Origin of the sequence: Thiocystis minor (assembly GCF_016653465.1) — a bacterium.
Classification (GTDB): Bacteria; Pseudomonadota; Gammaproteobacteria; order Chromatiales; family Chromatiaceae; genus Chromatium; species Chromatium minus.
The window spans coordinates 1-24,218 of sequence record NZ_NHSQ01000174.1 but is presented as its reverse complement, the minus strand read 5'-3'; the positions used below and the strand labels follow the sequence as shown (position 1 = coordinate 24,218).

Sequence of the window (24,218 nt, the reverse complement as noted above, 5' to 3'; positions counted from 1 at the left end):
TCGACGAACGGATCGAGGAACTGGAACATGGCGAAAACCGCGACGTGGGCCGCGCCGAGCGGAAGCGTCTGCGCGAGCAACTCGTCACCGACTTGCTGCCGCGCGCCCTGACCTGCTCGCGGCGCATCCGGCTCTATCTGGACACCCAGGCCGGCTGGATGGTGGTGGACTCGTCCAGCGAGAAACAGGCCGAGGACATCGTGTCGCTGCTGCGCGAAACGCTGGGAAGCCTGCCTGCCACGCGCCCCGATCCCAGCAAGACGCCCGCGACGGTGATGACGAGTTGGCTGCTGGAGGGCACCGCGCCGCCCGATTTCGTCGCGGGCGAGACCTGCGAGTTGCGCGCGAGCGACGAGTCCGGTCGCGTCGTGCGGTGCAGCGGGCACGATCTCGCCAGCGAGGAGATCCTCAATCATCTGCGCGCCGGCGATCGGGTCACAAAACTGGCGCTGGAATGGGACGAACGGCTGAGTTTCGTGCTGGCCGAGGATCTGTCGCTCACGCGCTTGCGCGTCGCCGACGCGCTGCAGGAGGAGATGGGCGACACCGACCTGGAGCCAGCGGCCCGACTGGATGCCGAGTTCGCGCTCATGTCCTTGCAAATGCGCCCGTTGATCGCCCGCTTGGACGCCATGTTCGGCTTGACCGACGCGACCGATCGCGCCGCCCAAGCCGCGTAATCGCGCGATGCTGGCGAGGCCGGCGCGAACGGAGTCGCGCCAGGCCCGACAACACGACGCTCTCGACGGCGAAAAGCGTCGCGAACGGAACGGAAAAGACCGTCTCGATACGCTTCAAGGAGATTCGCATGTACGCCAGCGCCCACGCCCCCACGCCCACGCCCAATAACGCCTCTCCGGTGCGATCGAACGAATCGTCTTCCATCGCCCCGACAGCGGCTTTTGCGTGCTGCGGGTCAAGGTGCCTGGGGCGCACGATCTCGTCACCGTGATCGGATCGGCGGCCAGCGTTGCGCCAGGGGAATCCCTCAACGCGGAAGGCGCCTGGCACAACGATCGCCAGCACGGCCTTAAGGCCAACGACCTGCGTCAGGTGCCGCCGAGCACCGCCGAAGGGATCGAGCGGTCTCTGGGGTCGGGCATGGTCAAGGGCATCGGTCCGCATTTCGCGAAGACCTGGGTCCGCGCTTTCGGCGACGTGGTGTTCGAGATCATCGAGCAGCATCCCGAGCGCCTCCTGGAACTCGCCGGCATCTTCGGCGCACTGACGAACAGCTTTACCGCGACAGGATGGGAGGCGGTCAGACCCAGACAACCGAGGTGTACCCGCACCTGCGCGCCGATGGCTTGTGACCCAGGACGGTCCGCGCCAACGCCACTTTCAACCCCTCCCCGCCGGGTCATGGAGATGATGAATTGACAGATGTGTCAAAGTCGGTGCCGATGCCCGGCGATCCCCCATCGTCCGCCGGCCGGGGCGATTGAAGCCGGTCACCCGCGTCCCCAGATTCAGGCGTCAGATGACAATCCGCGCTCGGAGATCGCCATGTTCATGATCGACTACCAGGATCTCAGCTGGCGGTACTGGCTCTTGACCGCCGCCCTGCTGACCGCGGGCGTGGCGGGATACCCGACGGCCTTCGTCATCGCCATCGGCCTCACGCTCGTTCAATTGGCGCATTTCGCGCTCCGCGCCCGCTGTTTGACCGCGTTTCCCGTCCAAGTGCGTTTCTGGTATCTGCTGCTCCTGCTGGTGGCGCTGCCAGCACCGCTTCAGTCACTCTATTGGGCGCCGATGATCGGGACCTGGGCGCAGATCCTCTTTGGCTACTGCACCATGGCGCGGTGCGTCTCGCTCCTGCCGTGGAACCGTCAGGAACCCTGGTCCGCAGACCTGCTGTGGAGAACCTTTCTGTCTCGCCCGGTGCGCGGCAGCATCCTCCAGGGGCTGCCCGCCACGCGGGCTTGACGGCCGCCGCGCAGAGATCCTGATCACATGCGTCCACCCCCCGAGCGTGACCGACGAAGCCGTTCGCGCCAGACCCTTGCCGCCATGGTCTTGCTCGTCGGCGGCTGGCTGGTCTGGGAGTGCGTCCTGGCCGAGGTTCCGCCCCCGGCGAATCCGCCAACCGCTTCAGACCTGCCCCACACCGATGGCGCGGACCTTGGCCGGCGCGCGCCCGCGCCGGATCCAGTGGAGCGATTGCGCCGGTTGTACGCGGCCCTGCGTGCCTGCGATGGGCCTTGTGTCACACCCTTCGGCACCCGGCTCGGCGCGGCGGACGGCGTGGAGGCACGCTCCAACGGCGTCTCCAACTGCTTGCGCCTGGAGTACAGCTTCGTCGATCGCGCGACCGGCCAGTTCCAGACCGCCCGGAAGTCGCCGGATCCGCAGCGATTCGAGTTTGCGGGCGTCACCGACCAATGCGTCGAGTATGCCCGGCGCTGGTGGATCCGCCACCGCGCCCTGACCTTCGGGGATGTTCCCACGGCCGCCGATATTTTCACCTTGACCGAAGGCCAGCGGCTGCCCGACCGCGACGCTGTCCCGCTCGGTCGCTCGCTCAACGGCGCGGCCCGGCGTTCCCCAAGGCGTGGCGACCTGGTGGTCTATGCGCCCGATCAGGCGGACCCCGAATGGCGGTTTGGGCATGTCGCGGTCGTGGTTGGGGTGGACGCCGAGCAGGGCTGGGTCGCGCTGGCCGAGGAGAATTATGACAACCGCCCCTGGCGCGACCCCGCGTCCGATGCGCGTCGCATCCGCCTCTTTGCCGTCGGTGGGCGCTATACGCTGGTGGATGTCTCGCCAGGCAGGTTCCAGAATCCCGACGGCGGGCGCATCGCCGGCTGGGTCTATCCGCTGGCGGCACCCTAGCGCGGCGCGGTCCTTCGCGGCGCGGTGGGCGTCGGCGCACCCGCCCCACGATGTTCGTCAGGCCCTGGAGACGGACTGCACCGGCGCCTTGCGCGAGCGCCGCTTCGCGATCGCTGACGGGGCAGGGTGGCCGCTGTCTCGACCGCCGGCGATCGCGGAGACCGGTGTCCGATGCGCGTTCGAGGCGTCGGATCGGCCATCCGAATCCGCCGTCACCCTCAAAGACTTCACTGGAGACCATGATGCCAGAACAACCCGTTGCCATTGTCACCGGAGCCAATCGCGGCCTGGGGCTCGAAACCAGCCGCCAGCTTGCCGCCCTGGGTTATCGAATCCTGCTCACGGCCCGGCGAGCCGCCGAGGGACGCGCCGCCGCAGAGGCCCTGGCGGCGTCGGGAGCGTCCGTGGCGTTTCAGCCGCTGGACGTCACCGACGATGTCTCCGTGCGCGACTTCGCGGAACGGGTGCGCGGGATCGGCCGACTCGATGTCCTGGTGAATAACGCGGGCATCTTTCTCGATCCAGCTCCGTCGACCCCGGAGTCCAGCGTCCTACGGGTCGACCTGGCGAGCATCCGCGCGTCGTTCGAGACCAATACGCTCGGACCACTCCGGCTCTGCCAGGCGCTGATCCCGCTGATGACGGGGCACGGCCGAGTGGTCAACGTCTCCTCCGGGATGGGCCAGCTCGCGCAGATGAACGGGTTCTGCCCCGGCTATCGGCTGTCCAAGACGGCGCTCAATGCCCTCACCCGCATCCTCGCCGATGAATTGCAGGGCACCGGCATCAAGGTCAACGCGGTCTGTCCGGGCTGGGTGCGCACCGACATGGGCGGTGCCGAGGCCGATCTGTCGGTGGAGGAGGGCGCGCGCGGGATCGTCTGGGCCGCAACCCTCCCGCAGGATGGTCCGAGTGGCGGGTTTTTCCGGCATGGTCAGCCGATCGACTGGTAGACCACGGGTCGGAATCGCGCGGCTCGACTTCCGGTCGCTGGCGAACGTGTGACCGAGTCCGCCGGGAAGCCCCGCTGCCCGTGCGCGACGCACGAGGTGGTCCGGCCCGGCCATCCGCCGCCGGCAGCGCCCCGCGGCGGGATGGATTCTCCGAGCGGGTCGCGCGTCGACTCAGGAGGCGGAGAGGGAACTCCGTGGCGCAGCCGGGCGCGCTGAGCGTCGAGACGCGCGCGCCGGACCCGCTGGCGGATCTCGCGCCAGTGGTCATGGGATCGCTTCCTGGAGGGTATGGTGGACGGCGAGGTGACGGGCGTTCGTCGCTGGGTAGTGCTCCAAACATGGATATGTGTCTGGCTAGATTTGTATAATCAACCAGTTGTAGATGCTTATATCCACATCAGGAGCACTACCCGTCGCTGGATCCCTTCCCCGACTGCTCGACCGGCCACTGTCCGAGCGATCGGGTTGCTGGATGTCGCAAAATCGACCGCTTCATCGACCAGAATGCTGTCGAAGCCAGTCGTTCCTATTTCAGCCGCTGTGCGCAGCAGTTCTGCGGACTCTTCGCGAAAAAACGACGACACGCATCGGCACCCTCCGGCACTCGATCATCGAGACCGGCCGCCACGGCCATGCTTTGCGCCAGTTCATGAAAAGGGAAGACGACGATCCCGGCTGTCCCAGCAAGCGTCGTGTCCAGATGTCGCGCCAGATGCCGATTGCAGCAAGTTAACAACACGGATTGACCACTGGCTGCATGTTCCCTGGCCAGCGCGCAGCCGATGAGTGTCTTACCGGAACCAGCCCGCCTTCGACCCGTAAACGAAGTTGCGAACGCAGCATATGCATCACAGCCACCTGCTGTTCCGTCGCACGATCCAGGGTCTGCACCGCCTCGTCCACCTCGGGTGGGAGTTGCCTCACGCATTTTCGACGCCCAGGTGAACGAGGTCCATGCGCGAATCGCCACCATGAATAGGATGACCTACCTGGGCATGCCGGTGTCGGTCCGGGTTGGGGTTGCTGTGTCCTGAGAAAATGGGGAAAGGGGAACGATACCCTGCTGTTTCTTTATGCACCAACGCCCCGCCACGCCCCCCCAACGACTGATGGAAGCGGAGATGATTTGGTTGGATGCCGCTCGCCGACAAGACCGCGTTTATCACGGATTCGGCAACACTGACCGCCACCTCTCTCGCCCCACTCCAACCCGCTTCGGCGGGTTTTTTGTGCAACCCGGTCGAAAGGGTAAAATCCCTTGGCGGCGAGGGTCGCTCTCGAACTGCGGCATCTGCAGACTGCCGCCACCTCCAAGCATCGACACCCCGGAATAGCCCAACGGCCCTGGGGCCAGGAAAGCCAAGACGATCTGCGACGCATCGCCCCCCAGACTCTCGGATGCACAGAAGCAAGCGAAGGCGGCGCGGCTCGGAATCTGTGAGAAACCCGGCGAGCAGCAACGCCAGTGGAAGTGGAGACAGATCAATAGATGAACCGACGCGAGATCACCAGCCACGCCCTCACCAACGAACAATCTGGACCACACCATGGAACGTGATGCACTGCTTTCCGAGATCCGCCAGCGCAACCGCGAACGTCTGCCTCGGCTCATCGACATCGACATCGAGCGCCGGGCAAGCGAGGGGTATGCCCTTTCCCGCAATGCTTGTGATGACATGCTCGACGGGATGGAATCCGCCTCATCCAGCCTCGCGCTGGCCGACCCCGATCCGTGCGAGATCGTTCTTGCCCGGCGCATCCTGCTGTGGTGTGAGTCGATCAGGCTGTTTGCCGTGGCGAACGACCAGCGCCGTCACAAGGCGCGTTTTCAAACCGCCCGAGGTTGACCGATTTCAATCCTAAGTAACTGTCCATCAATTGTTTCCCGATTTGATCGCCCACGTTAGGCAGCAAATCGGGAACTAGAAAGTGGACAGATCCTAAATCAAGAAGCGGGGGAGCGCCGCTTCCTTGATGGACGACCGACACAGTTTGGCACACGGCATCCCGTCGCCATCCCCATCTGCTGGCAGGTACGTTTACTCCCGCAGCCACTGTCGTTGATGGCGCCGCAGCGGTCAGGGCTGAGCGACACCGCCGCGCGCAGGTCGGCATGAGGCTGTTGGATGGCGTGCAAGCGCACCGTGCGGGTTGGCTCCATCCGGAGGATGAGCATCGATGGCGGACAAGGTTTCGCAGGCATTCCGAGCATCGCAGCAGTTCCCACAAGCCCTGGTGCGGCGACTCTGGGTCCGCGTTCCCGCTCTACGGTGTCGTCGCCAGCCAGGTTCTCTTACCGCCGGACGACGGCGATCGCCGACAGGTCGTCCTGGCGTTCAATCTCCTCGGCGTGATTCCCCTGACCGATGCCCTGCTCGTTCGCTTCGATGGCGAGGAGCCGCCGCTCCCGGCCTGGCCGTTCGTGATCCTGTCGTTCGGTGTCGGCGCCTTCGGCATCCTCTTCTGCGTGGCGCTGCGGCGTTGGGGTCGAGCCGTCGAGGGCGCCAAATCACAGCTCCAGCAACTACTGGACACCAGGGTCGGACCGGCGATCCTGCTGATCCTCGCGATCCTGCTCGTGATCGTCGGTGCCGGGGGATCCCTTCAGTCCGACGTGGATCTCTGGCAGACCAAGCCACTGGTTCAACTCATGACCCTCGATCTGATGCTGCGGCTCCTCGTGCTTCCCTTTCTGTCTATGGATGACCTGCGACGCCGACACCTCGACGCACGCGCCTGGCGGGTGCTCGCTCTCGCGGTTCCGCTGCTCGATCGGTTGCGTCGACCGCCGCTTGGCGAGCGAGGGGCGCGATCCGGCTTAGCGCCAGCGTCGTTTCAACCGATCCATGACAAACGGCCACAGACGGCCTTTCTCCCACAGGATGCGCGCGAACAGCCGGCCGCGCGTCTTGGGCGGTCTGGGCCGCTGGGGGCGCTCGACCAGGTGAATCGCGCCCTGCTCGCAGACCGGGATGCAGGCGCCGCAGCCGAGACAGACGGCGGCGTCCACGGCGGCGAAGCGCGCGTACTTGGGCGACTGGCGGGCGGCGGGCGCCAGACCGATCCCTTTGACATTGCAGGTCTTGAGGCAGGCACCGCAGTAGTCGCAGCGGTTCGGGTCGATCTCGGCCAGGAAGGGTGTCTTGGCGATCCCCTCGCTGAAGCCCAGTTGGACGCCCGCCATCAGCTCGCAGCAGCAACGACAGCAGTTGCAGATGAAGGACGGCTGCTCACGAACGTTGTCGGTCACATGGGTGAGACCGAGCGAGCGTACTCCAGGGTCGCCAGCAGGGTCACCTGGTCGCGCTCCTGGGCGAAGCCGCGCCGCACCAGAAAGCGCGCGCCCTCGCCGAGGACCATGCAGATGTCCTCGACCGGCGCGCCCTTGCGGCAGGTCTCGCCCAGGTGCTCCTTCTTGTGGCGGCAATAGCAGAGCGTGACGGCGCAGAAGTCGGCCGCTTGGATGATGCGTCGCGCATCCTCATAGGCGGTGATCTGGGAGCTGACCGGGATGTGCTCGTCATGAACCAGGGCACGGGTGAGCGCGGTGCGGCTGCCGAAGAACTCGCCGGCCTGCCCCGCCTGGCCCTGCTCCTGGAGGTACTCGGAACAGCCGGGCCAGGTCGGCGAGCGGCAGGTCGGTGCGCCGGCGCATGAAGGTGAACTCCATGAAGCCGATGAGCCCGGGGACCAGGAGATAGTAGGTCGTGCCCGCGTACGGCAGATCCATGACCAGCCCCTTGTCGGCCATGCGCTCGAGCACCGGCTGGAGGTGTTCGGGAGACAGCCCGGTCTGCTCGGCCAGCTCCTCCAGCGTCGCTTCATGCAAGGGAAAGCGCGCGCCGACGAAGGACTCGGTGTCATCGAAGAGCAGCGAGAGGATCTCGCGCAGCCGCGCGCTGTCCACCAGCCCGATGGGATAGCGGTTCAGGCGATCGATCAAGGGTGTCAACGCGGACTTGCTGCCGGCCAGATGCCCCATCGGGTGTCTCTCCTCTGTCCGCTTTCTGTGATGCCCCAGCGCCCGAGACGGCGAGGCTCAGGTCGTCAGGCCACATCCTGCGCTTTCAGACGCTGAGGTCCAGCGATTTCATCGAGCGCGCATGGGCGGCGATCGCCCTTGATCTCCAACGTGGCGTCCTCCTCCGGCTCCAGAGCCAGCAGCGCCCGGGCGTCCGCCGTCAGTGAGCGGAGGTCGCGGCAGAGCGGACAGAGAGGGTGGAGAAGCGCCCGCCACCGCGCACATCGAGAGTTCTGCGAGGGCTTCGCGCTGGGGAACAGCACACGAGATGCACGGCTCTCCTCGGGCTCCGCTGAACAGGCAAGACCAAGTGATGCGGGAACCTCCGGCGCTTCTGCCACAGCGAGCGCGGGCGGTCCACGATTGGTTCAGCGCGGAGCTGGTCTTGTGGAAGTAGCGACGGCGGGCCCTCCGCTGCGCCGGGCCATGGGCGCATGCATCAATGACCACCCAGCACCCGCAACCCCAGCCGGTGCAACGTGTCGGCCAGGTTCTGCTCCAAGGCGGCAGCGGTATCCTGGGACAAGCCGCGAAACCGACCGTCGAGCCACACAACGCCAACTAGCTCCAGACCATTCCAGTTCAGCGAGCTGGCACTGCGCAGCGCGTTCGGGTCGCGGTGCTCCTGGTAGCGGATCACCAGGTCCTGGTCGGTCGTCCCGACGTAGACGCCGAATGCGGTGGTGTGCTCGTGGGAATCGGATTCGGCGAGACGGGCAGGCTCAACGACGAGGAGGACGTACACTGCCCTATCACCCAGCGAACGGGCGGAAGGTACGTTCGCGACGGCGCCAAGCACACGCTCGAGGAAGTCAGGCGACGGCCTGTGGGCGGTATCGAGAATCTCGAAAGCTTCGTCCGCGGGGTCTTCCTCCTCCACCTCCCTCGTGACGATGTCCTTCCGCGGCTCGATCGTCATCGCAGCGATGGGCACGATCTCGACGTCGTGTGTCTCGGGCTCGAAGATCGCCACGCTTTTCAGCTCCTCGAGCGCCATACGGACCAGCGGCGTGGCCTGCTCGCAAAGGTCGTCCAGGCTGAATCTTGATTTATCGGCACGCCGATGTGGCGGGATCTGGAGGGTCTGGCGTCGGCGGTTGTTCCAAAGGAGGCGATAGAGCTCGGCCGACGAGCCACTTGTGAGCCAGCATCCATAAGTAAGGTCTGGCTTGGCGAGCCACGTCTGCACCCCAGACCATGTCTGAGTGCGAGTGCCTCGATGGAACAGTCGCACTGTCCAAGCCAGCAAGACGGCGCCGTCGCGCCACTCAGACACGTCAAGGGCTGCGGCGCGAGCCCAGTCGGCCCAATCCGGTTCCGGTACCCGTGCAGCGCCAGCGCCGTCGAAGAAGCCAACCGCACGTGGGGAGCGTCCAACCTCTGGGTTGGCACCTCCGACCAGCTCGCGCACCTTGGCTGCGATACCCGGGAGGTTCAGGCCCGCGCGCTCGACGAACCCCTGGAAACCATTGGGACCCCGAACGCTGAGGCTGGAGACGCGGTCGGCCACGCGTCGGATGTTTGCACCCTCGCTCGGGAACACCCACACGCGTGCTGGAGCCGTCTCCTCCAAGCGCTCGCCGTTGCTCTCAACGAGACGAACGTGGTGCCAGCCTCCCTCCTGTTCGGCCCCGAGGAGTTCGAACAGTTTCTCCATATCCGTCTCGCGCGCCTCGCCCCGATCCGGGATCTCCCGCACCGTCGAGGCTGCCCCTTGGCGAAGCGCCTTGTCGGAGGCCTGCCACCCCTCGAAGCCGGCCTGCACCAGCTTGTCGAGGGACTCGTCGTCGTTGTTGGTGAGGAAGCCCTCTTCCGCCATAAGAGCTGCCAAATCCTCGCCAGAGACCTGGGTCATCACCCGGGCATACATCTCGTCAAACCTGGCGTTGTCTTGGCCGAAGAGGTTCCCGACGATTTGCGCCAGGCGCGCCCGGCAGCGGCTTAGCATCTTGGCTTCGCGGCTGCCCTTCGCGACAAGCGTATCAACGATGACTGTATGCGTGCTTCCGTAGCGGTGAACGCGCCCGACGCGCTGCTCCATCTCCATCGGATTCCAGGGCACATCGAAGTGCACCAGGCGATGCGAGACTTGCAGGTTGATGCCTTCACTTCCGGCCTTGGAGGCTACGAGGACACGTACCCTCTCGCCACGGAACGCCTGCATCTGAGCCAGGCGTTCGTAGGGCTTCATGCCTCCGGTGATCGTCACGACCGCACCCACGCCGAGCAGATGCTGAAGGCCCAGCCGCACTTCGTCCACTGTCTCGATAGGAGACGCGAACACGACGAACTTCGCTGGGGCCTCATCGGTCACCCATTGGAACAATGGCGCGAGTTTTGTCCGCATCGCGTCCGACCGAATTAATTGCAGACCTCTTTCCAGCGCATGAATTAGTCGTGGTGTATCAACCGGCGCATCGCCACCGAGATCCTCATGCTCGTCATCTTCGGCGCGGGATTTGCCGGCCTGCTTCTCCAGCAGACTCCGCACGGCTTCCACTGGTGCTTCCGCTGGCAAACCCCGGTAGGGGCGTAGGGCCGCCGCCGCCTTCTGAAGGACTGGATCATTGTCGAAGTCAAGTCCGCTGCGGAGCGCGAGTCTGGTCAGGTAGGCGAGACCGGCCTTTGGGCTCGACGCTGCCCACTGAAGAGCCTGGGCCTTTCTCCAAGTGGCAGGCCCAGCATCGGTTGCTTGGAACACCGCTTCGATAGACTCCATCCAATCGTGGTAGTCCTTGCCAAGCTGGACAAAGGTCGGCTCGTTCACCAGGCGCTTTGAAAAGAGCGGCTGGTTGTTCCAGTCCCGTACATCCTCCTTCGTTCGGTACACCACGCGCCCCGCCACGCTGGCGAGCGACCCGGTTGCGTCACGGTAGCCGTCGTCCGAGAGCAGCCGGAGTAGGTTGCGGAATTTGTTCGTGTTGCCTTGGTGTGGGGTTGCGGACATGAGTACGAGCCGGCCGCCCGGCTTGAGGCGGTTGTCCACAAGGGCACGCACTAGCCGCATCTGACTCATGGGGTCCGTCCCGTCCTCCGACCAGTCGGAGGCGTGGTGGCACTCGTCCACGATGATCAGATCCCAGGCTCCGGAGTCCTCCTGCCAGGACTTCAGGTTGCGCTCGTATGCTGCGCGGTGGATCGACGCGACGATGACCTGAGCCTCTTTCAGGGCCTCGTTGGTGATCGTGCTCACGGACGCCGAGTAGCGGTCGATGCGCGCCGGGACCTCCATGCGCTTGATCTCCCCGTACACGTTATCCACCAGCATGGCGGGCGCCAGGTAGAGAATTCGGGCCGACGGACTCGCTTCTAGCACCCACTGGATGAGCATGCCGGCTTCAATGGTCTTTCCGAGGCCCACTTCGTCCGCGATTAGCAGTCGCCGCAAGTCCTTTTGCTTGACGTACTCAAGCAACGACACCTGGTGGGCAAGCTGATCCACCTTCGCTGCGTCGAGCAGATGTTTTCGGTCCTCGTGAAGCAGCCACAGCGCGAAGAGGCGCTCGATGGAATGCTTAGTTCGCGTCGGCCACGCTTCCTGCCGCAGCGGCAGCGTGCCTGCTAGCGCTTCGGCAGGCGTGGGCAATCTCTGAATCTCCTCGGGTAGCAAGCTCTCGTGGACGGTCGGCGCGGTATCGCGGCCGGTGTATAGCCGAGGAGCGAAGGGGTGCGCACTGATCCGCTGCACGCCGGTGAGAAAATTGGTCTCGACATTCCGCACAACGTAGAGGTCGTCGCCAGCTTCCTTGCGGCCCTTGATACGAACTAAGTCAATTTGTTTAATCTCGCTCATCTAGCACTCCTGCGGTGCGTTGCGATCGGTTTTGATGCCGCCACCCCAAGTTCGCGGGCGGCCAGGATTAACTTATCGTGAAGAGGCATTACCAGTCTCCGACGTGGTGGGTCAAGCCACAGCTTTCGTTGCGACGCCACGAAGTACACCTCGCCCATTCCGTAGACGGTGACCAACCTCATGATTCGTCCGCCGCTGTCGACGGCTTTCAGGTGGAGTCTGCGACGCACCGAGAGGAGCGGCTGAAAATCACAGTAGCCTCTTCGAAGCAGCGGCACGAGGACTCGGGAAAGCCAGCCATCAATGTCCTCGCCGCGCTGCATCGCCATCGGCGCCTGTGATGAGCGCGGTGTCGAGAAACGCTGCGCGACTTGGGGACGCGACGGGGTCACGAGCACAGCTGCAGTCGTCAGCGGCGGAGGTAGCTAGACCCCTGCAAGCCGCTCACGCAGCCGATCCAGCTCGCCATCGAACTCCACTTTGCGCCAGAACCTGCTATCGGGACGCGGGTCCAAGCAGAAGGTGCGCGGCAGAGCTGTTGCCAGATCCACCGTTCCGCGTGCAAAGGAGCGCAAGTGCTCGGCGGCACGATGGCGGCGAGCCATCGCCGCCCGCTGCCGCTCGCTCATGTTCGTGTGGTCTTCCACCAGATTGTCGGCGAAGGTAGCGACGACGATGAGTCGATCTCTGATTTCGTCCGTGAGCCAGTGACTGTGCAGCACGTTATCGAGCAGCTCGGGCGTTCGTTTGCCCACCACGCAGACGACGGCCGCGATACGAGCCGCGTGCGATTTCAGCCACGCGGCGCTCGCCTGACCGCCAACGTCGTCGTGACCGAGCCCAGGGAGATCGACAAGCCGGAGTGACGCCGGGCCCGCTCCACGAATCCGCACGAAAGATGCCAGAGCCGCCGGCCATCCCCCGGAGAGCGCTTCCACCTGCCGACGTGCATCGCGCTCTGACCTCGGGGTGTCGAGCGGAAGCCAGTCCATAGCCCTCCCCATCGCCCATGCGTGGACGTCAAACCGATCGGGGGAACCGTTGAGCGAACGAAATGCACGAGCAAACGACGCCTCGTATCCACGTTCGACACCCTGACGAAGCAGGCGGGCTCGAGCTGCGTCTTTCGAGTCCACCACATCCTTGATGACGCCGCGCGGGAGCCATTCCATCGACACGCACCAGTTGGCGTCGGGGGGGTGGCTCGGGGGGATCGCCCACTCACAGACTGCCTGTGACCTCGCAATTCCCGTCACGGTTGTCGGAAGCACCCGCGCCCCGGCCAGCGCGTTTACTAACGATGACTTCCCCACCTGGGACTCGCCGATGAAGGCGACGAGCGGCACTTCCGGCGTCGCGCTGGCAGGTATCCGCTTCACGCACGATCCGTGCTCGCCGACTCCCAGACGATATGGCTGTGCGCCCACTCCACGAGCGCTGCGCGCGCCTCGACGATTTCGGGAGCTTCGGCCGTATCGTGGACACCCGAAACGAGGCGGCGATAGGCGAAGGCCACGGGATCCGGGCCGAACAGCTCTTCCTTGATCTGCCGACGGAGATCCGAGAACTGCTCTTCCAAGACGGCCACCCCGGCCGCGGTGCCCTTCTCGATTGCCGTCTCGCCAACCTCATTGTAGCGACGCAGCGCGCGTTGTGTGAACCCGGTGCCCATGTTGATCTCGCGGAGGACTCGCTCACATTCCCGCTCGAAGTGACCCTTGAGCTTGGCACGCAGGCGTGGTTGCACGAGCTCCGTCAGCTGATCGACCCGCGCATCCAGGACGGTGATGGCCGCGTCGATGTTGGCTTGCAGTTGCGCGCGCGCGTCGGTGATGGCGGCTGCGTTTGGCTCGAGGCCGGCCTCCCGCGCCGCATTGGCGACCGCATCCGACAGCGAGTCGAGTAGTGCTTCAGCTTTTGTTCTGTAGTCAGAGAGCAGCCCTTCTATTTCCTGTGCGACTACTCGCCACCCGGACAGCAGCGCGGGCATCAGGGCCTCCGCCAGGTCTCCAGGCAAGTCCAGATGATGGGCGCCGCTCCAGGTCCCGCCCCAACGCAGGGCAGCCTTCATCGTGGCCCAGTGGATCAGCCCGCCGGATGGACCCGCGTTTTCGCAGCGGTTGATCACGCCATTCTTGCGTTTCCGTGCGGCCTTCTGTGCCTTCTCAGATGTCTTCGGGAACTGCGCGGGGATTCGATATTCGAGTTGCGAGGCGGCTTGCTCTCGGATGATCGTCCATCGGTTGCTGAGTGGGTGCTGCGACGCTTGAAGTGCTCCGACGTAGGTCTCGCGCGCTGCGACAGCGAGTCTCACAGCCTCGGCAGCATCATGGTCACGAGCTATGCGGTTAAGATCCGCAGAGATCGCGTCGCGTATCCGTGTCGTTTGCGCTACGACGCGGTCCAGTCTCGCCTCATGCCGGGCTCGGGCATGGGTCTTGAAGTGGGCCATCAGCTCGGAAACGCCCGTGCCTTCGTAGGTCTTCGCAAAAGCGCCTTCCTTTTTTTGCTTCATGTTGAAGCGGTGCGCCTCGGCCGCAGACGCCTCGACACCAACGATTCGAGTTCGCTCGAGAACCGCCGCGACGAGGGCATCTCGCTCCGGCTTATCCAAGTCAGAGACTTGACGTTGTAGCAGATCCTTGAGCCGCTGAACCTGAGGCGCCGCAGCCTGCTTGCTGGCCATCCGCAGGATCTCGTCATTGGATGGGAACTTGTCCTCTTCCACCCCCTGGTCTTCCATCTCCTGCGCTAACTGCCGCGCGATCTGGTCAACGTGGGTGATGGCGACCGCGAGGTCGGTCTCACCCTGCAGGACGCGGCGGAGGACAGCAGCCTCCTCCACCAGGTTGGCGGTGTTCTGATCGAGTCCGTTCTGCGCCGCAACGACAAGCAGACCGTCCAGGTCGCGCTCACGCATCGCCTTGGCAAGAACATCCCGCGCGACGTCCGCAGCAGGATCCTGATAGTTGCCGACGCCGGGAAGGTCCTCGACGTCCATCAACTCAAGGTCCTCGGACGGCAGCGCCAGCTCGACGCGGTCCACGAGGAACGCAAGGCCTTCGGCCGTGTGCCGCTCAACTGCGTCCAGGAACGGCCTCTTACCCTCTGACTCGCAGCACTTGAATGTCCCGCCGAGCAGCTCGCCAGCGCTGGCGAGGCGCGGGTGCCACAGAGAATGGAAACGGCCTCCTGCCACAGTGTCGTGTCCGAGCAGCAGGCACCAACCGTCCACCCAGTCAGCGACGGTCGCTGATTCGAGGCTCTCCCGGTCCTTCTCCGGCAGCGTCGCGAGCCTCTCAGGTTCGCGGACTTCGGGGTAGATCAGGGTCTTGATCTGCTGAACGAGCGTGCCATAACGTCTGTCCAACTCGCGCCGAGTTGCGGTCGTCTCGTCGTTGGTCGGCTCCGCTGACAGATCGGGCGCATCGTCCTCCACGCCGGCCGCGGTGGTCTCTTTCGTGTTCCATGGTTTGACGAACGCGCCATGAAGCTCGGGCTGCTTCCTAGCGTAGGATTCGAGGGTGAAGCGACGCCTCTGGGCCTCCTGCCGACTGATGTATTGAACGAAGAGCGTTCCGTGGCCCTCTGACGAATACGTCAGCACCGTCTCCTTGAGCGTCTTCGCATCGCCTACGCCGGTGGTTGCAAGCACCCTCTCGCCGGCAAGCACGTTGATCAGCGTGCTCTTGCCGACCTGCGAAGGTCCGACCACGAGCAGCCGGTACGGCGAGCAGAGCTGTTGATCCAGGCCTTCGGCACCCTTGGTTAGCTGCCGTATCCGGTCCCGAAACTCACCGACCTCTCGCTCGATGATCTCACCACCGGCGCCCCTGCCCGTCGGAGGTGGGGCCGCCATCAAGGTTTCTGCGGCGCGCAGTACCCGGCTCAGGCCGTCACTCGCCTCTCGGGTCAGTGGCGGGAGATTTTCGAAGTTTCGCGTTCGGTCGCCGGCCATCGGTCGCTCCTTGGTCATATGAATCCGCCCTCATGTTTGGCCTGCTCCGCAAGCACATGGCCTCGTCCACGGCTCCCTCGGCTTGTCCGGGTCGGTCGAGGTAGGCCAGCGCCTTGCCCGTATGCTCCTGGATCCAAAGGATTTCTGCCAGTTGGGCAAGATCTGCGGGCTCGTCAAGCGTCCAACATCAGCGCTTCGTTGAAGAACAGCACTGCTGCCTTCACATCGGCGACCTGTCGGTGGACCAGCCCGAGCTTGGCGTAGATCACCCCGGATGGTGTGCCTTCGGCGTGCAGCGCGGCAAGCTCTTCCGCAGCCTCAGTGTAAAGAAGGATTAGGAAATACAACTCACCATGAGGGTCTAGGATGGGTTTCGAAACCGGAGATTAGCTGAGGCTGGATGTGAGGTCAAAGCTCAAGAATGCCGCTGACCGACCTCTCGAGGACTGCGGCGCGCGGTCTGCCGTGCCTTTGGGCAGAATTCAGGCTCTGGCGGAATAGAGCGGGTCCACGGCAGATGGTCGCGCTGGCGACCTCATCCTTGCTCAGTGCCTTCGGCAGCTCCGCCTGAGGCCAGTTGGGCGGCGAGACCAAAACCCCCATCAGCGCACGATGCGAGGCTGATGCTTGCGCGTGGAGGCAGCGAGACCGCGAACGTGTTCCAGATGTGCCTCGAAACAGCGCAGTTCCTCCTCCTCCACCGGCGTCATGACCGGTGCAACTTCGCCTCACTCGCTTCGGAAACCCCGGCGGCTCCAGAAACAGCCGCGCCGGGCACCGTGCCATAGATCCCCACCACCTTCGCCGCCTGCATCGCCACCGTCTGGCGGAGTTCCAGTGGCGCCACCACCTCCACATTGGCGCCCGCCCCCAGCAGCCAGCGCAGCAATTGCCCGGTCGAGGGCAGCGTTGCCCAGACCCGAATGTCGAAGTCCGAGCCGTCCGGTTCGTCTGTCCAGCGTTGGTCTGGCTCCAGCGGGCAGACCGTGAGGACCTCGGTCAGGTAGCCGCGCACCCGCAGTTCCAGGTCGATCCAGTCGCCCTGACCGAAATCGATCACGCCCTCGGTCAACGCCGCGTCCAGATCGAAATCCTCGGCCTGACGTGCGCTGACCTTGACCAGGGCGGTGGCGCGCAGCATCCGGTGCAGGGCATAGAGCCGCACCGGCGCCTCCTCGTGGTTCTTCAGGGCCAGGAGGTAGGGAATGGGACCACGCTGCACCAGCGCCTGCGGGTGCAGGCGGGCGGGGGCGGGGGCTTTCCCGGCACTGCGGTAGCGCACCTCCAGCGCCAGACCATTGGCCAGCGCGGTGATCACCGCCATCAGCACCGCTTCATCGAGCTCGACCGGCTGCAAGCGCAGGGTGTCGGGGACGATCCGCAGCCGGTCGCGTTCGAGTCGCGGCCCCATGTCCTCGGCTAGCAAGCGCTCCCAGACGCGGTTGAGCTGCCGGTTCGGCACGGCGTCAGCCACCAGATCCTGGATCTGTTGCAGCGTGTATTGCCAAAGCAGCGGCGCGTCCTCGGGATCCGCGCCGGCGCGTCGGTAGTGCCGGGGCTTACCGCCCGGATTGGCCGCCTCGATGCGACCCTCCTCGACCAGATCCTTGAGATCGAGCTGGAGCGTCCGCCGCCGCGCCTTCTCATCGCCAGTCCCATAGTCCTCGCCGAGCACCGCCAGCAGACGCTGGCCGTCCGGGCAGTGTTCCTTGCCCGTCCCCGCCGCCGGCAAGACGGCGACGAGGCGATCCAGGCGTTTGATCCGGGTGTCATGGGTGGCGCTCATGCGGCGAGTCTATGCGAAAAAGCCTTTCGCGTCGATGTGCTCCAATGCACCCCAGGCCCCGCCCCCGCGCGGCCGCCAGCCCAACCTGACCAGAGGAGTCTGTCATGTCACGCCACAAGCCCCAGGAGCTGTCCTCGCACGAGTTGCTCGCACGCATCGGCCTGAGCGAGGCGCACCCCTTCGATCTGCTCGACGACGAGCCGCTGGAGGGGCCGCGTGGCGATCCCGGCGCGGTCCTGCGCGCGCGCTACCAGTCCCTCGTCCAGTCCCAGCCCTTCACCCCCGGTCAACTGGTGGCCTGGAAGCCCGGCCTGAAGAACAAGCGCGTCCCCCGCTACGGGCAACCCGCCGTGGTGATCGAGGTGCTGGAAACGCCGGTCCTCGATCGCGAGGACGAGGCCGGCAGTACCTATTTCCGCGAGCCGCTCGATGTGGTGCTTGGCCTGCTGTGGGACGAAGGCCCCGCGCGCGGCGAGTTCGTGACCTTTTACTACGACAGCCGTCGCTTCCGGGCGACCGACGAGGAGGGCTGACCATGACCCTTGGTCGCCCCCGGCGCAAGCGGACCCATCGCCTCGTGACGTTACAGCAAGACCCAGGAGCCTTGATCATGACCAACCATCGCCTCTTCTGGCTGACCGATGTCAGCGCCGTCCCGGCCGCCGAGCGGCGCCTCGCCCGCTATGCCGTGCAACTGCTCCAGGGCGCGCCGGATCTGAAACCGCGCTTTCACGACCGCGATTTTCTCGGGGCGCTCTGGCAGTTGCTCCAGCCCGTGCTCCAGGCGCGCACGGTCGCGGCCTTCGTGACCCAGCCGGACCCCGACCCGGATGAAGAAGATGACGATGCGCGGGCGGCGTGGGAGGCGACGACCGCCACCCTGCCGCTGGCTGACCAGGCGTTGCGCGAGCGGCTGCGGGCCTGTTTCCAGGCCATCCCGCGCGCCGTCCTGACCCGGCTGGCGAAGGCCGACGACGCGGCGCCGCTGTCGCCGACGGTGGCCCTGCTCGCGGAGCAGCTCGCCCTGGATACCACGGCGCTGCGGATCCTCGACTTTCTCGATCAGCATCTCCTGGTCGAGCCGCTGCGCGTCCTGCTGCGCGAATGCGGTCAGGCGCCGGCTCGGGTCAATCTGCCGCGGTTGGCGGCCCTGCTCGGACTCCCCGCCGCGACCTTGCGCGCGGCCCTGAGCCGGCGTGCCCCGCTGCGGACCTTGGGGCTGGTCGAGCATGACACGGGTTCCAGCGACCTGGAGGACTTCCTGCGCCCGAGCGATCTGCTGCGCGAGATCCTGGATGCCGAACCCAGCGACGGCGCGGCCCTGCTGGCCTTGCTGATCGAGCCCGCGCCGCCCGCCGCCTGGGGCCTGGACGACTTTCCGCATCTGGCGGCGGAGAGCGCGCGCCTGACCGAGGTGTTGGGCGAGGCGGCGCGGACCGGGGCGGTAGGGGTGAATGCCCTGCTCCACGGCGCCCCCGGCACCGGCAAGACCGAACTGGCGCGCGCCGTCGCCGCCGCCGCCGGGCTCGCTGCCTATCAGGTGCGCAGCGCCGATGACGATGACGACGGGCTGTCGCGCCGGGGGCGGCTGTCGGCCTATCTGCTGGCGCAACGGCTGCTGGCGCGTCGCCACGACGCCGTGCTGATCTTCGATGAGGTCGAGGACGTGTTCGACAGCGGCGACAACCTCTTTGCGCTGTTGCGCGGGGAGTCGGTGACCGGCAAACAGAAGGGCTGGATGAACCGCATCCTGGAGGAGAACCCGGTACCGGCGCTCTGGATCGCCAACGGCACCGACGGCATGGATCCGGCCTTTCTGCGCCGCTTCCTGCTGCCGGTGGCCTTCGTCACCCCGCCGCGCTCGGTGCGCCGACAGATGGCCGAGCGGCATCTGGGGGGTTGCGGGCTGGCGCCCGCGCTGCTCGATGAGCTGGCGAGCGACCCGGCCCTCGCCCCGGCCCAGTTGGGGGCGGCGCGCCGGCTGCTCGATCTGCGCCCCAGCGCCCCGCCCGAGGCGACGGTCCGCGCCGGCGTGGCGGCCCTGCGGACCCTGCTGCACGGGGCTCCGGCGCCCCGGCGGCGCACTCCAGCGACGGCGTTCGATGTCGCCTATCTGAACCTGACGGGCGATCTGGCCCCGAGCGCCATCGCCCAGGCGCTGCAACGTCAGGGCTGGGGAAGCCTCTGCTTCCACGGCGCGCCCGGCACCGGCAAGACCGCCTTCGCCGAGGTGCTGGCCGAGGCGCTGGATCGGGAGCTGGTGTCACGGCCGGCGTCGGAGCTGATTTCGCCCTATGTCGGGGAGACCGAACAGAACCTGGCGCGGCTGTTTCGCGCGTGCGATCCGACGCGCACGGTGCTGTTGCTCGATGAGGTCGACAGCTTCCTGAGCGACCGGCGCCAGGCGCGGCATGCCTGGGAACGCACGGCGGTCAATGAGCTGTTGCAGCAGATGGAGACCTATCCCGGCATCTTCATCGCCGCGACCAACCTGATGAGCGGGATCGATCGGGCGGCGCTGCGCCGCTTCGACTTCAAGCTGGGCTTCCGCGCCCTCAACCCGGCGCAGCGACAGAGACTGTTCGCGCGCGAGGCGCTCGGGGATGAGACCGCGCCGGTGCCGCCGGATCTGGCGCGCCATTTGGAGGGGCTGCCGGGGCTGACACCGGGCGACTTCGCCAACGTCTGCCGGCAGCGGACCTTGATTGGCGCGCCGCTGACGCCCGAGCAGTTCCTGCGCCGGCTGGCGGGGGAGTGTCGGCTCAAGCAGTACGATAGCGCCATGCCGGTCTAAGCGCGCGCCACCCAGGGAGACACGCGATGAACCCGTCTGATATGAACGACGATGCGACACGCGGGCTGGAGACGCCCGCCGAGGCAAGGCCATGGACGAAGCGCTCGCCGCCGCCACCGCCCGATTTTCCCCGGCACCTGCCGATCATTGAGGATGTCGCGCGCCCCTCGCGGGCGATCCGTCCGGATTCGGTCTGGACCCTCACCCATCCCTGGCCGGATCGCTGCTTTGGTCCGCAGCGCGGCCAAATCCTGTGTCGCGATGGGGTCGGCATGTGCCTGGAAGCCGCCGAGCATTTCCACGGTCCGTTCTGGTACGCCGAGCCCAGGCACTTATCCGATGTGCGGGCCTTGCCCAACGCCCACGCGGATTGGCGGCGGGTCGTGAGCGGTCACCGCCTGCTGGAACTCTATCGGGCCGGTTTCTTCTTCGACTTTGATGTTGAACGCGGCGTGGCGGGGATCTCGCACCTCAATAGCCGTGACGATGTTCAACAGCTCTTCCGCTGCACGGACGGACAACCGGGGGATTTCCCCATGCGGGTCAACGATCGCTATCTGATCGGTCGCCACCACCGCAGCGCGAAGCTCCCCGTCCGGGTGCTGGAACAACCCATCGCGTTCATCGTGCGCGTGCTCAACACGGTCGGCGCGACAACCCGGATCTCCTGCTCGGGGCACGGCCAGAAAGCGGCGCGGATCGAGTTCATCAACCATGCCGCCTCAAGCTGGGCACGCAGCCTGGGCAAACTCGCCGGGCTGGGGTATGTCCCCTATTACGCCATGTTCATTCCCCAAAGCGCGCTCGACAGCGGCGAGGCGTTTCTGGCCGCCGAGGCGATTTATCTCAACCGGTTCTGGTGTCGTCACGTCAAAACGCGGTTTGGCATCTATCTGCGCCAGAAGGGATGTTATTTCGCCTGAAGCCCTCTGCGAACGTTCACCAGGGAACCGTCCACCATTGCCATCGCCCGGAGGCCCATGAACCGTCGTCATCTCTTGCAGACACTCGGCCTGAGCAGCCTGTCAGCCCTGTGGTCACAGGTCGCGGGTGGCGTGACCGGAATTCCCGCTCCACCGGGCGTCGCGGTCACCTCGGAGGCCGCCGCCGAACCGGCCCTGGACGCGTCCGATCCCGACCGCGTCAAGGTCTTTTCGCTCTGTCTCGGTCTGGGACGGGAGGCGGAGGCCCTGCTCGCCGCGCGGCCTTCCTGGACGTCCGACAGCGCCGTCGAGGGGTTGTCCAGCCAGTGCGGCACCGATCCGGCGATCCTGGCCGCCTGGTCGGCGGTTACCCCGCCTCATCCCGTCGATATCAGCGTGCTGGTCATCGATGCCCGCGATCCGCGGGCGCGTGAGGCGAGCCGATTCTGGGCGCGGCGGCTGGCCGAGGTGGGGTACATGCGCACCGCGCTCGTCATCGGCGAGGATCACCTCTCTTCCGATTTGTCCTGGCGTCGTGAATTGCGCACGCATTTCGACGTGGTCGACCTTTGTCCGCAACGATCCATCCTGCGCGCGCTGGCAACCCGGAGCCTGGTGGAGGGGCTGCTGTTGTTGCACCCGTCCTTTCTCGGCCATGATGTCGCGGATTTTCGTGCCGTGTTGCGCACCGGAACGCAGGCGCGCAGCGCGGCGACCGTTTGGAGCCGGGCGGCCCGTCGTCACGCCGCCTGGCACCGGCTATGGCACGCACTCCCGTCGACGCGGATTCAGGGGGCCTTGGGGTTTCTCCATGGCGGGATGGATCTCAGCCTCCAGGACTTCGACACCGTGAACGACGCGCTGCGGGAGCGTCTGCCGGAGGAGACCGCCTCGATGGTCGTGCCCTTGCTCCACGTCCACTGGCCCGAGCGGCGGCAGGTGCTGGGGCTGACCCTGGTGGGCGACGGATTCGACGCGCCGCTGGCGACAGCCCCAGGGAGGGCGGCCGGTTTCAGACAGGAGCTGTCGGACATGACCGACCACAAGGACGTATCGCACGCGACATCAGACACTAAGCATCCGGATTTTCATGATCCTACGGGATCGTGGGACAGGCGATTTCAAGGGCGTTCAGGTGTTGGCGACCGAGTCGGTCATCGGTTCCTTTATGACCAGGCAAAGTGCCGATGATCCATGGACATCCGACGGTTGGTTCAAAGACGCAGCGGAATTCCGGGATTTCATCGAAAACGACGTGCAATCAAGGAGCAAACCATGAGCGTCATCGTCCACGTCAGTGATTACGCCTTCCAAAGCCTGCTGATCTCCAGCATCGAAACCTTTCCCTCCGATTATATTGGGACCAAGGCCAGTGCGACGACCAAGCGCAACCGCGACAAGACCAGCAGACACGAGGGCGAAGCCTTCGGCCTGCTGTTCGGTCAGCGCCTGCTGAAGAAGCGCGAGGATCTGATCTTCAATGTCACCCTGGCGGTCCCGATGCAGGCCGCGGTTCACCAAAAGGACAGCGTCAGTTTCAGCCCACCGCACTTCCACCGCATCCGCGAGGTGACCGAATCCTTTCCCTATCTGGAATTTCTCGGCACCTTTCATAGTCATCCCTACCTCAAGGACGATTACAACGGCAAGCCGACCTCGGAATTTTCGGACGGCGATGAACTCAGCGCGCTCGGCATCGCCGTGGAGTATGGCGATGAATTGCTGGAAGTCATTCTTGGCCTCACCGCGCTCGATAACCACAGCACGCGCCAGGCCAAAGCGGATGGCGAAACCATCCAGAGCTATTGCGGACGGTTCAAATACAGCCTCTCGGCCTATTGCACCGTTGGCGCGGTCAGTGATGAGGCGGAGGAAGATGACGATGAAGACGACACCGAACCTTGCCTGATGCCCGTGGATCGCTTGATCTGCCCGCTCGCCGCGCATGGCGGCGGGATCTTCGAGCACGCGGAACTATCACGATCAGCTTAACGACCGACGGCACCGGGCATGGATGGTTCGTGTCCGCGCTGGCCGCGCTCGCGGCATGGATGAGGAGTCACCAACCATGACAAGACGCACACCCGAACGGGAACTGCCGCCCGGCTTTCTCGATTTCGAGGCATCCAGTCTGGCCTCCGCCTCTAACCCCATCGAAGTCGCCTGGTCCTTGCCAGATGGCGGGATCGAAAGCCATCTCATCTCGCCCGCGAGCATTGATCGCTGGACCGACTGGAGCGCCCAGGCCGAGCGGCTGCACGGCATCAGCCGGGCGCGATTGCTGGCCGAGGGGAAATCGCCCATGTGGGTCTGCCGTCGCCTGAACGAACAGCTTGCGGGACGGATGGTTTACACTGATGCGCCGGAGTACGATGGGGTCTGGTTAAATGAGCTGTTTTCAGCCTGCTGGGGCGGTGCGCCGAGCTTTACCCTGGCAAGCGCCGACGAGCTTCTGGTCGGGATGCTGGCGCCACGATTCGTCAATCATGCGGATTCCGTGCGGGAGCTTGCAGCGATTAAGTGCAAGGTACGCCAGCGGTTGCCGCAGCGACATCGAGCCGGGTGGGATGTGGAATATCTTGTTGAGCTGTGGCGTATCGTGAACCAGACGCTCGCCGCCTATCTCTGGATTTCGAGGGGATGATCGTGCAAAGGGTGTGCATTACCAGCGCTGACGGGCTGGTTTTATGATCGCGGTCATGTGTTTTGAGATCAGAGCGGTGGAATATCACCATTCGTCAACGGTGCATCGGTTTCGCCATCCGGTTGGTTGCTCACAGAACCTTTCGCGATGCGGCAGTTGACCGGAAGCGACGCATGACAAATGTCGTTACCTGGATAAAGAGGCCGTGTTTATGCTTCAACGAAACTACACTATGCGCCGCACGTAAGGAAAGATGTTCGCTGGTGTTGCCCGTGACCGTTTGTGACAGTCTGAAGCGATTAGGCCGATTCTGTCTAGGGCGTGTCATCAATTCATGTTGTGTGGGATTAGCACTGAGATCCAGAGCCTTTCCATCATGTGAGAAGGATGCTGACCGCAGCCAAATGGACTCCCGCCAGGAAATTGCGGGCCAGCTTGTCATAGCGGGTGGCAATCGCTCTGAATTGCTTGAGTTTCTCGAAGAAGTTCTCGATCAGATGGCGCGCTTGGT

At 65.1% G+C, this 24,218-nt stretch carries 20 protein-coding genes and 1 pseudogene; 12 read left to right on the top strand and 9 right to left on the bottom strand.

Features of this window, described 5'->3' with window-relative positions:
- The 6 genes from CCR95_RS22735 to CCR95_RS22710 all read left to right on the top strand — a co-directional run.
- Positions 1–680 (top strand): recombination-associated protein RdgC (locus tag CCR95_RS22735; RefSeq protein ID WP_201098762.1); only part of this gene is annotated, 680 nt, incomplete at its 5' end.
- Between the two features lie 226 nt (positions 681–906).
- Positions 907–1,380, top strand: coding sequence for a YrrC family ATP-dependent DNA helicase (locus CCR95_RS22730; protein ID WP_420825687.1), 474 nt, complete (start codon positions 907–909; stop codon positions 1,378–1,380).
- Between the two features lie 126 nt (positions 1,381–1,506).
- Positions 1,507–1,929 carry a hypothetical protein gene (locus CCR95_RS22725; RefSeq protein ID WP_201098760.1) on the top strand — a complete coding sequence of 141 codons (423 nt, stop codon included), beginning with the start codon at positions 1,507–1,509 and terminating at the stop codon, positions 1,927–1,929.
- A gap of 27 nt (positions 1,930–1,956) precedes the next feature.
- A complete protein-coding gene (locus CCR95_RS22720) occupies positions 1,957–2,835 on the top strand; it encodes a CHAP domain-containing protein (RefSeq protein WP_201098758.1) in 879 nt (292 codons plus the stop codon).
- Between the two features lie 242 nt (positions 2,836–3,077).
- Entirely contained in the window at positions 3,078–3,788 is a 711-nt protein-coding gene (locus tag CCR95_RS22715) for an SDR family NAD(P)-dependent oxidoreductase (RefSeq protein ID WP_201098764.1), read from the top strand.
- A gap of 1,547 nt (positions 3,789–5,335) precedes the next feature.
- A complete protein-coding gene (locus tag CCR95_RS22710; protein WP_201098756.1) occupies positions 5,336–5,635 on the top strand; it encodes a hypothetical protein in 300 nt (99 codons plus the stop codon).
- 677 nt (positions 5,636–6,312) lie between these two features.
- On the opposite strand, the gene CCR95_RS22705 is transcribed toward CCR95_RS22710, so the two are convergent.
- From CCR95_RS22705 to CCR95_RS22675, 8 genes are all read right to left on the bottom strand, one after another.
- A complete protein-coding gene (locus CCR95_RS22705; protein ID WP_201098754.1) occupies positions 6,313–6,510 on the bottom strand; it encodes a hypothetical protein in 198 nt (65 codons plus the stop codon).
- Positions 6,511–6,606: 96 nt separating this feature from the next.
- Positions 6,607–6,972 carry an ATP-binding protein gene (locus CCR95_RS25645; RefSeq protein WP_242523439.1) on the bottom strand — a complete coding sequence of 122 codons (366 nt, stop codon included), beginning with the start codon at positions 6,970–6,972 and terminating at the stop codon, positions 6,607–6,609.
- A 336-nt stretch (positions 6,973–7,308) separates the two neighbouring features.
- A complete protein-coding gene (locus tag CCR95_RS25640; RefSeq protein WP_242523438.1) occupies positions 7,309–7,770 on the bottom strand; it encodes a hypothetical protein in 462 nt (153 codons plus the stop codon).
- 478 nt (positions 7,771–8,248) lie between these two features.
- The gene (locus CCR95_RS22695) at positions 8,249–11,602 is read right to left on the bottom strand and encodes a helicase-related protein (RefSeq protein WP_201098752.1); all 3,354 of its coding nucleotides are present in this window, start codon (positions 11,600–11,602) and stop codon (positions 8,249–8,251) included.
- A 425-nt stretch (positions 11,603–12,027) separates the two neighbouring features.
- Positions 12,028–12,981 (bottom strand): GTPase, encoded by a 954-nt coding sequence (locus CCR95_RS22690; protein WP_201098750.1) that lies wholly within the window; start codon positions 12,979–12,981, stop codon positions 12,028–12,030.
- Complete coding sequence (locus tag CCR95_RS22685) at positions 12,978–15,560, bottom strand: hypothetical protein (RefSeq protein ID WP_201098748.1); 2,583 nt, start codon at positions 15,558–15,560, stop codon at positions 12,978–12,980. The genes CCR95_RS22690 and CCR95_RS22685 overlap by 4 nt, the downstream gene beginning before the upstream one ends.
- Positions 15,561–15,733: 173 nt before the next feature.
- Positions 15,734–15,907, bottom strand: a complete 174-nt coding sequence (locus tag CCR95_RS22680) for a hypothetical protein (RefSeq protein ID WP_201098747.1) — start codon at positions 15,905–15,907, stop codon at positions 15,734–15,736.
- 359 nt (positions 15,908–16,266) lie between these two features.
- Positions 16,267–17,346 carry a helix-turn-helix transcriptional regulator gene (locus CCR95_RS22675; RefSeq protein WP_201098746.1) on the bottom strand — a complete coding sequence of 360 codons (1,080 nt, stop codon included), beginning with the start codon at positions 17,344–17,346 and terminating at the stop codon, positions 16,267–16,269.
- 104 nt (positions 17,347–17,450) lie between these two features.
- Between CCR95_RS22675 and CCR95_RS22670 the strand changes: the two genes are divergently transcribed.
- From CCR95_RS22670 to CCR95_RS22645, 6 genes are all read left to right on the top strand, one after another.
- Complete coding sequence (locus tag CCR95_RS22670; protein ID WP_201098745.1) at positions 17,451–17,879, top strand: hypothetical protein; 429 nt, start codon at positions 17,451–17,453, stop codon at positions 17,877–17,879.
- A 77-nt stretch (positions 17,880–17,956) separates the two neighbouring features.
- The gene (locus tag CCR95_RS22665) at positions 17,957–20,140 is read left to right on the top strand and encodes an AAA family ATPase (RefSeq protein WP_201098744.1); all 2,184 of its coding nucleotides are present in this window, start codon (positions 17,957–17,959) and stop codon (positions 20,138–20,140) included.
- 26 nt (positions 20,141–20,166) lie between these two features.
- The gene (locus tag CCR95_RS22660; RefSeq protein ID WP_201098743.1) at positions 20,167–21,063 is read left to right on the top strand and encodes a hypothetical protein; all 897 of its coding nucleotides are present in this window, start codon (positions 20,167–20,169) and stop codon (positions 21,061–21,063) included.
- 57 nt (positions 21,064–21,120) lie between these two features.
- On the top strand, positions 21,121–22,254 hold the full coding sequence (locus CCR95_RS22655) for a hypothetical protein (protein WP_201098742.1): 1,134 nt from the start codon (positions 21,121–21,123) through the stop codon (positions 22,252–22,254).
- Positions 22,255–22,338: 84 nt separating this feature from the next.
- On the top strand, positions 22,339–23,055 hold the full coding sequence (locus CCR95_RS22650) for a hypothetical protein (protein ID WP_201098740.1): 717 nt from the start codon (positions 22,339–22,341) through the stop codon (positions 23,053–23,055).
- Between the two features lie 76 nt (positions 23,056–23,131).
- Positions 23,132–23,707: a 3'-5' exonuclease family protein gene (locus CCR95_RS22645; protein ID WP_201098738.1), complete on the top strand. Its 576-nt coding sequence runs from the start codon at positions 23,132–23,134 to the stop codon at positions 23,705–23,707.
- Positions 23,708–24,081: 374 nt separating this feature from the next.
- Here CCR95_RS22645 and CCR95_RS22640 read toward each other — a convergent pair.
- Positions 24,082–24,218 (bottom strand): annotated as a pseudogene (locus tag CCR95_RS22640) (IS5-like element ISLpl3 family transposase); the annotation flags it as partial.

Bases quoted from the DNA above. Each gene is read 5' to 3' on its own strand.
- CCR95_RS22725 (WP_201098760.1), top strand. From the start codon at position 1,507: ATGTTCATGATCGACTACCAGGATCTCAGCTGGCGGTACTGGCTCTTG.
- CCR95_RS22720 (WP_201098758.1), top strand. From the start codon at position 1,957: ATGCGTCCACCCCCCGAGCGTGACCGACGAAGCCGTTCGCGCCAGACC.
- CCR95_RS22715 (WP_201098764.1), top strand. From the start codon at position 3,078: ATGCCAGAACAACCCGTTGCCATTGTCACCGGAGCCAATCGCGGCCTG.
- CCR95_RS22710 (WP_201098756.1), top strand. From the start codon at position 5,336: ATGGAACGTGATGCACTGCTTTCCGAGATCCGCCAGCGCAACCGCGAA.
- CCR95_RS25645 (WP_242523439.1), bottom strand. From the start codon at position 6,972: ATGGCGGGCGTCCAACTGGGCTTCAGCGAGGGGATCGCCAAGACACCC.
- CCR95_RS25640 (WP_242523438.1), bottom strand. From the start codon at position 7,770: ATGGGGCATCTGGCCGGCAGCAAGTCCGCGTTGACACCCTTGATCGAT.
- CCR95_RS22695 (WP_201098752.1), bottom strand. From the start codon at position 11,602: ATGAGCGAGATTAAACAAATTGACTTAGTTCGTATCAAGGGCCGCAAG.
- CCR95_RS22685 (WP_201098748.1), bottom strand. From the start codon at position 15,560: ATGGCCGGCGACCGAACGCGAAACTTCGAAAATCTCCCGCCACTGACC.
- CCR95_RS22675 (WP_201098746.1), bottom strand. From the start codon at position 17,346: ATGAGCGCCACCCATGACACCCGGATCAAACGCCTGGATCGCCTCGTC.
- CCR95_RS22670 (WP_201098745.1), top strand. From the start codon at position 17,451: ATGTCACGCCACAAGCCCCAGGAGCTGTCCTCGCACGAGTTGCTCGCA.
- CCR95_RS22665 (WP_201098744.1), top strand. From the start codon at position 17,957: ATGACCAACCATCGCCTCTTCTGGCTGACCGATGTCAGCGCCGTCCCG.
- CCR95_RS22660 (WP_201098743.1), top strand. From the start codon at position 20,167: ATGAACCCGTCTGATATGAACGACGATGCGACACGCGGGCTGGAGACG.
- CCR95_RS22655 (WP_201098742.1), top strand. From the start codon at position 21,121: ATGAACCGTCGTCATCTCTTGCAGACACTCGGCCTGAGCAGCCTGTCA.
- CCR95_RS22650 (WP_201098740.1), top strand. From the start codon at position 22,339: ATGAGCGTCATCGTCCACGTCAGTGATTACGCCTTCCAAAGCCTGCTG.
- CCR95_RS22645 (WP_201098738.1), top strand. From the start codon at position 23,132: ATGACAAGACGCACACCCGAACGGGAACTGCCGCCCGGCTTTCTCGAT.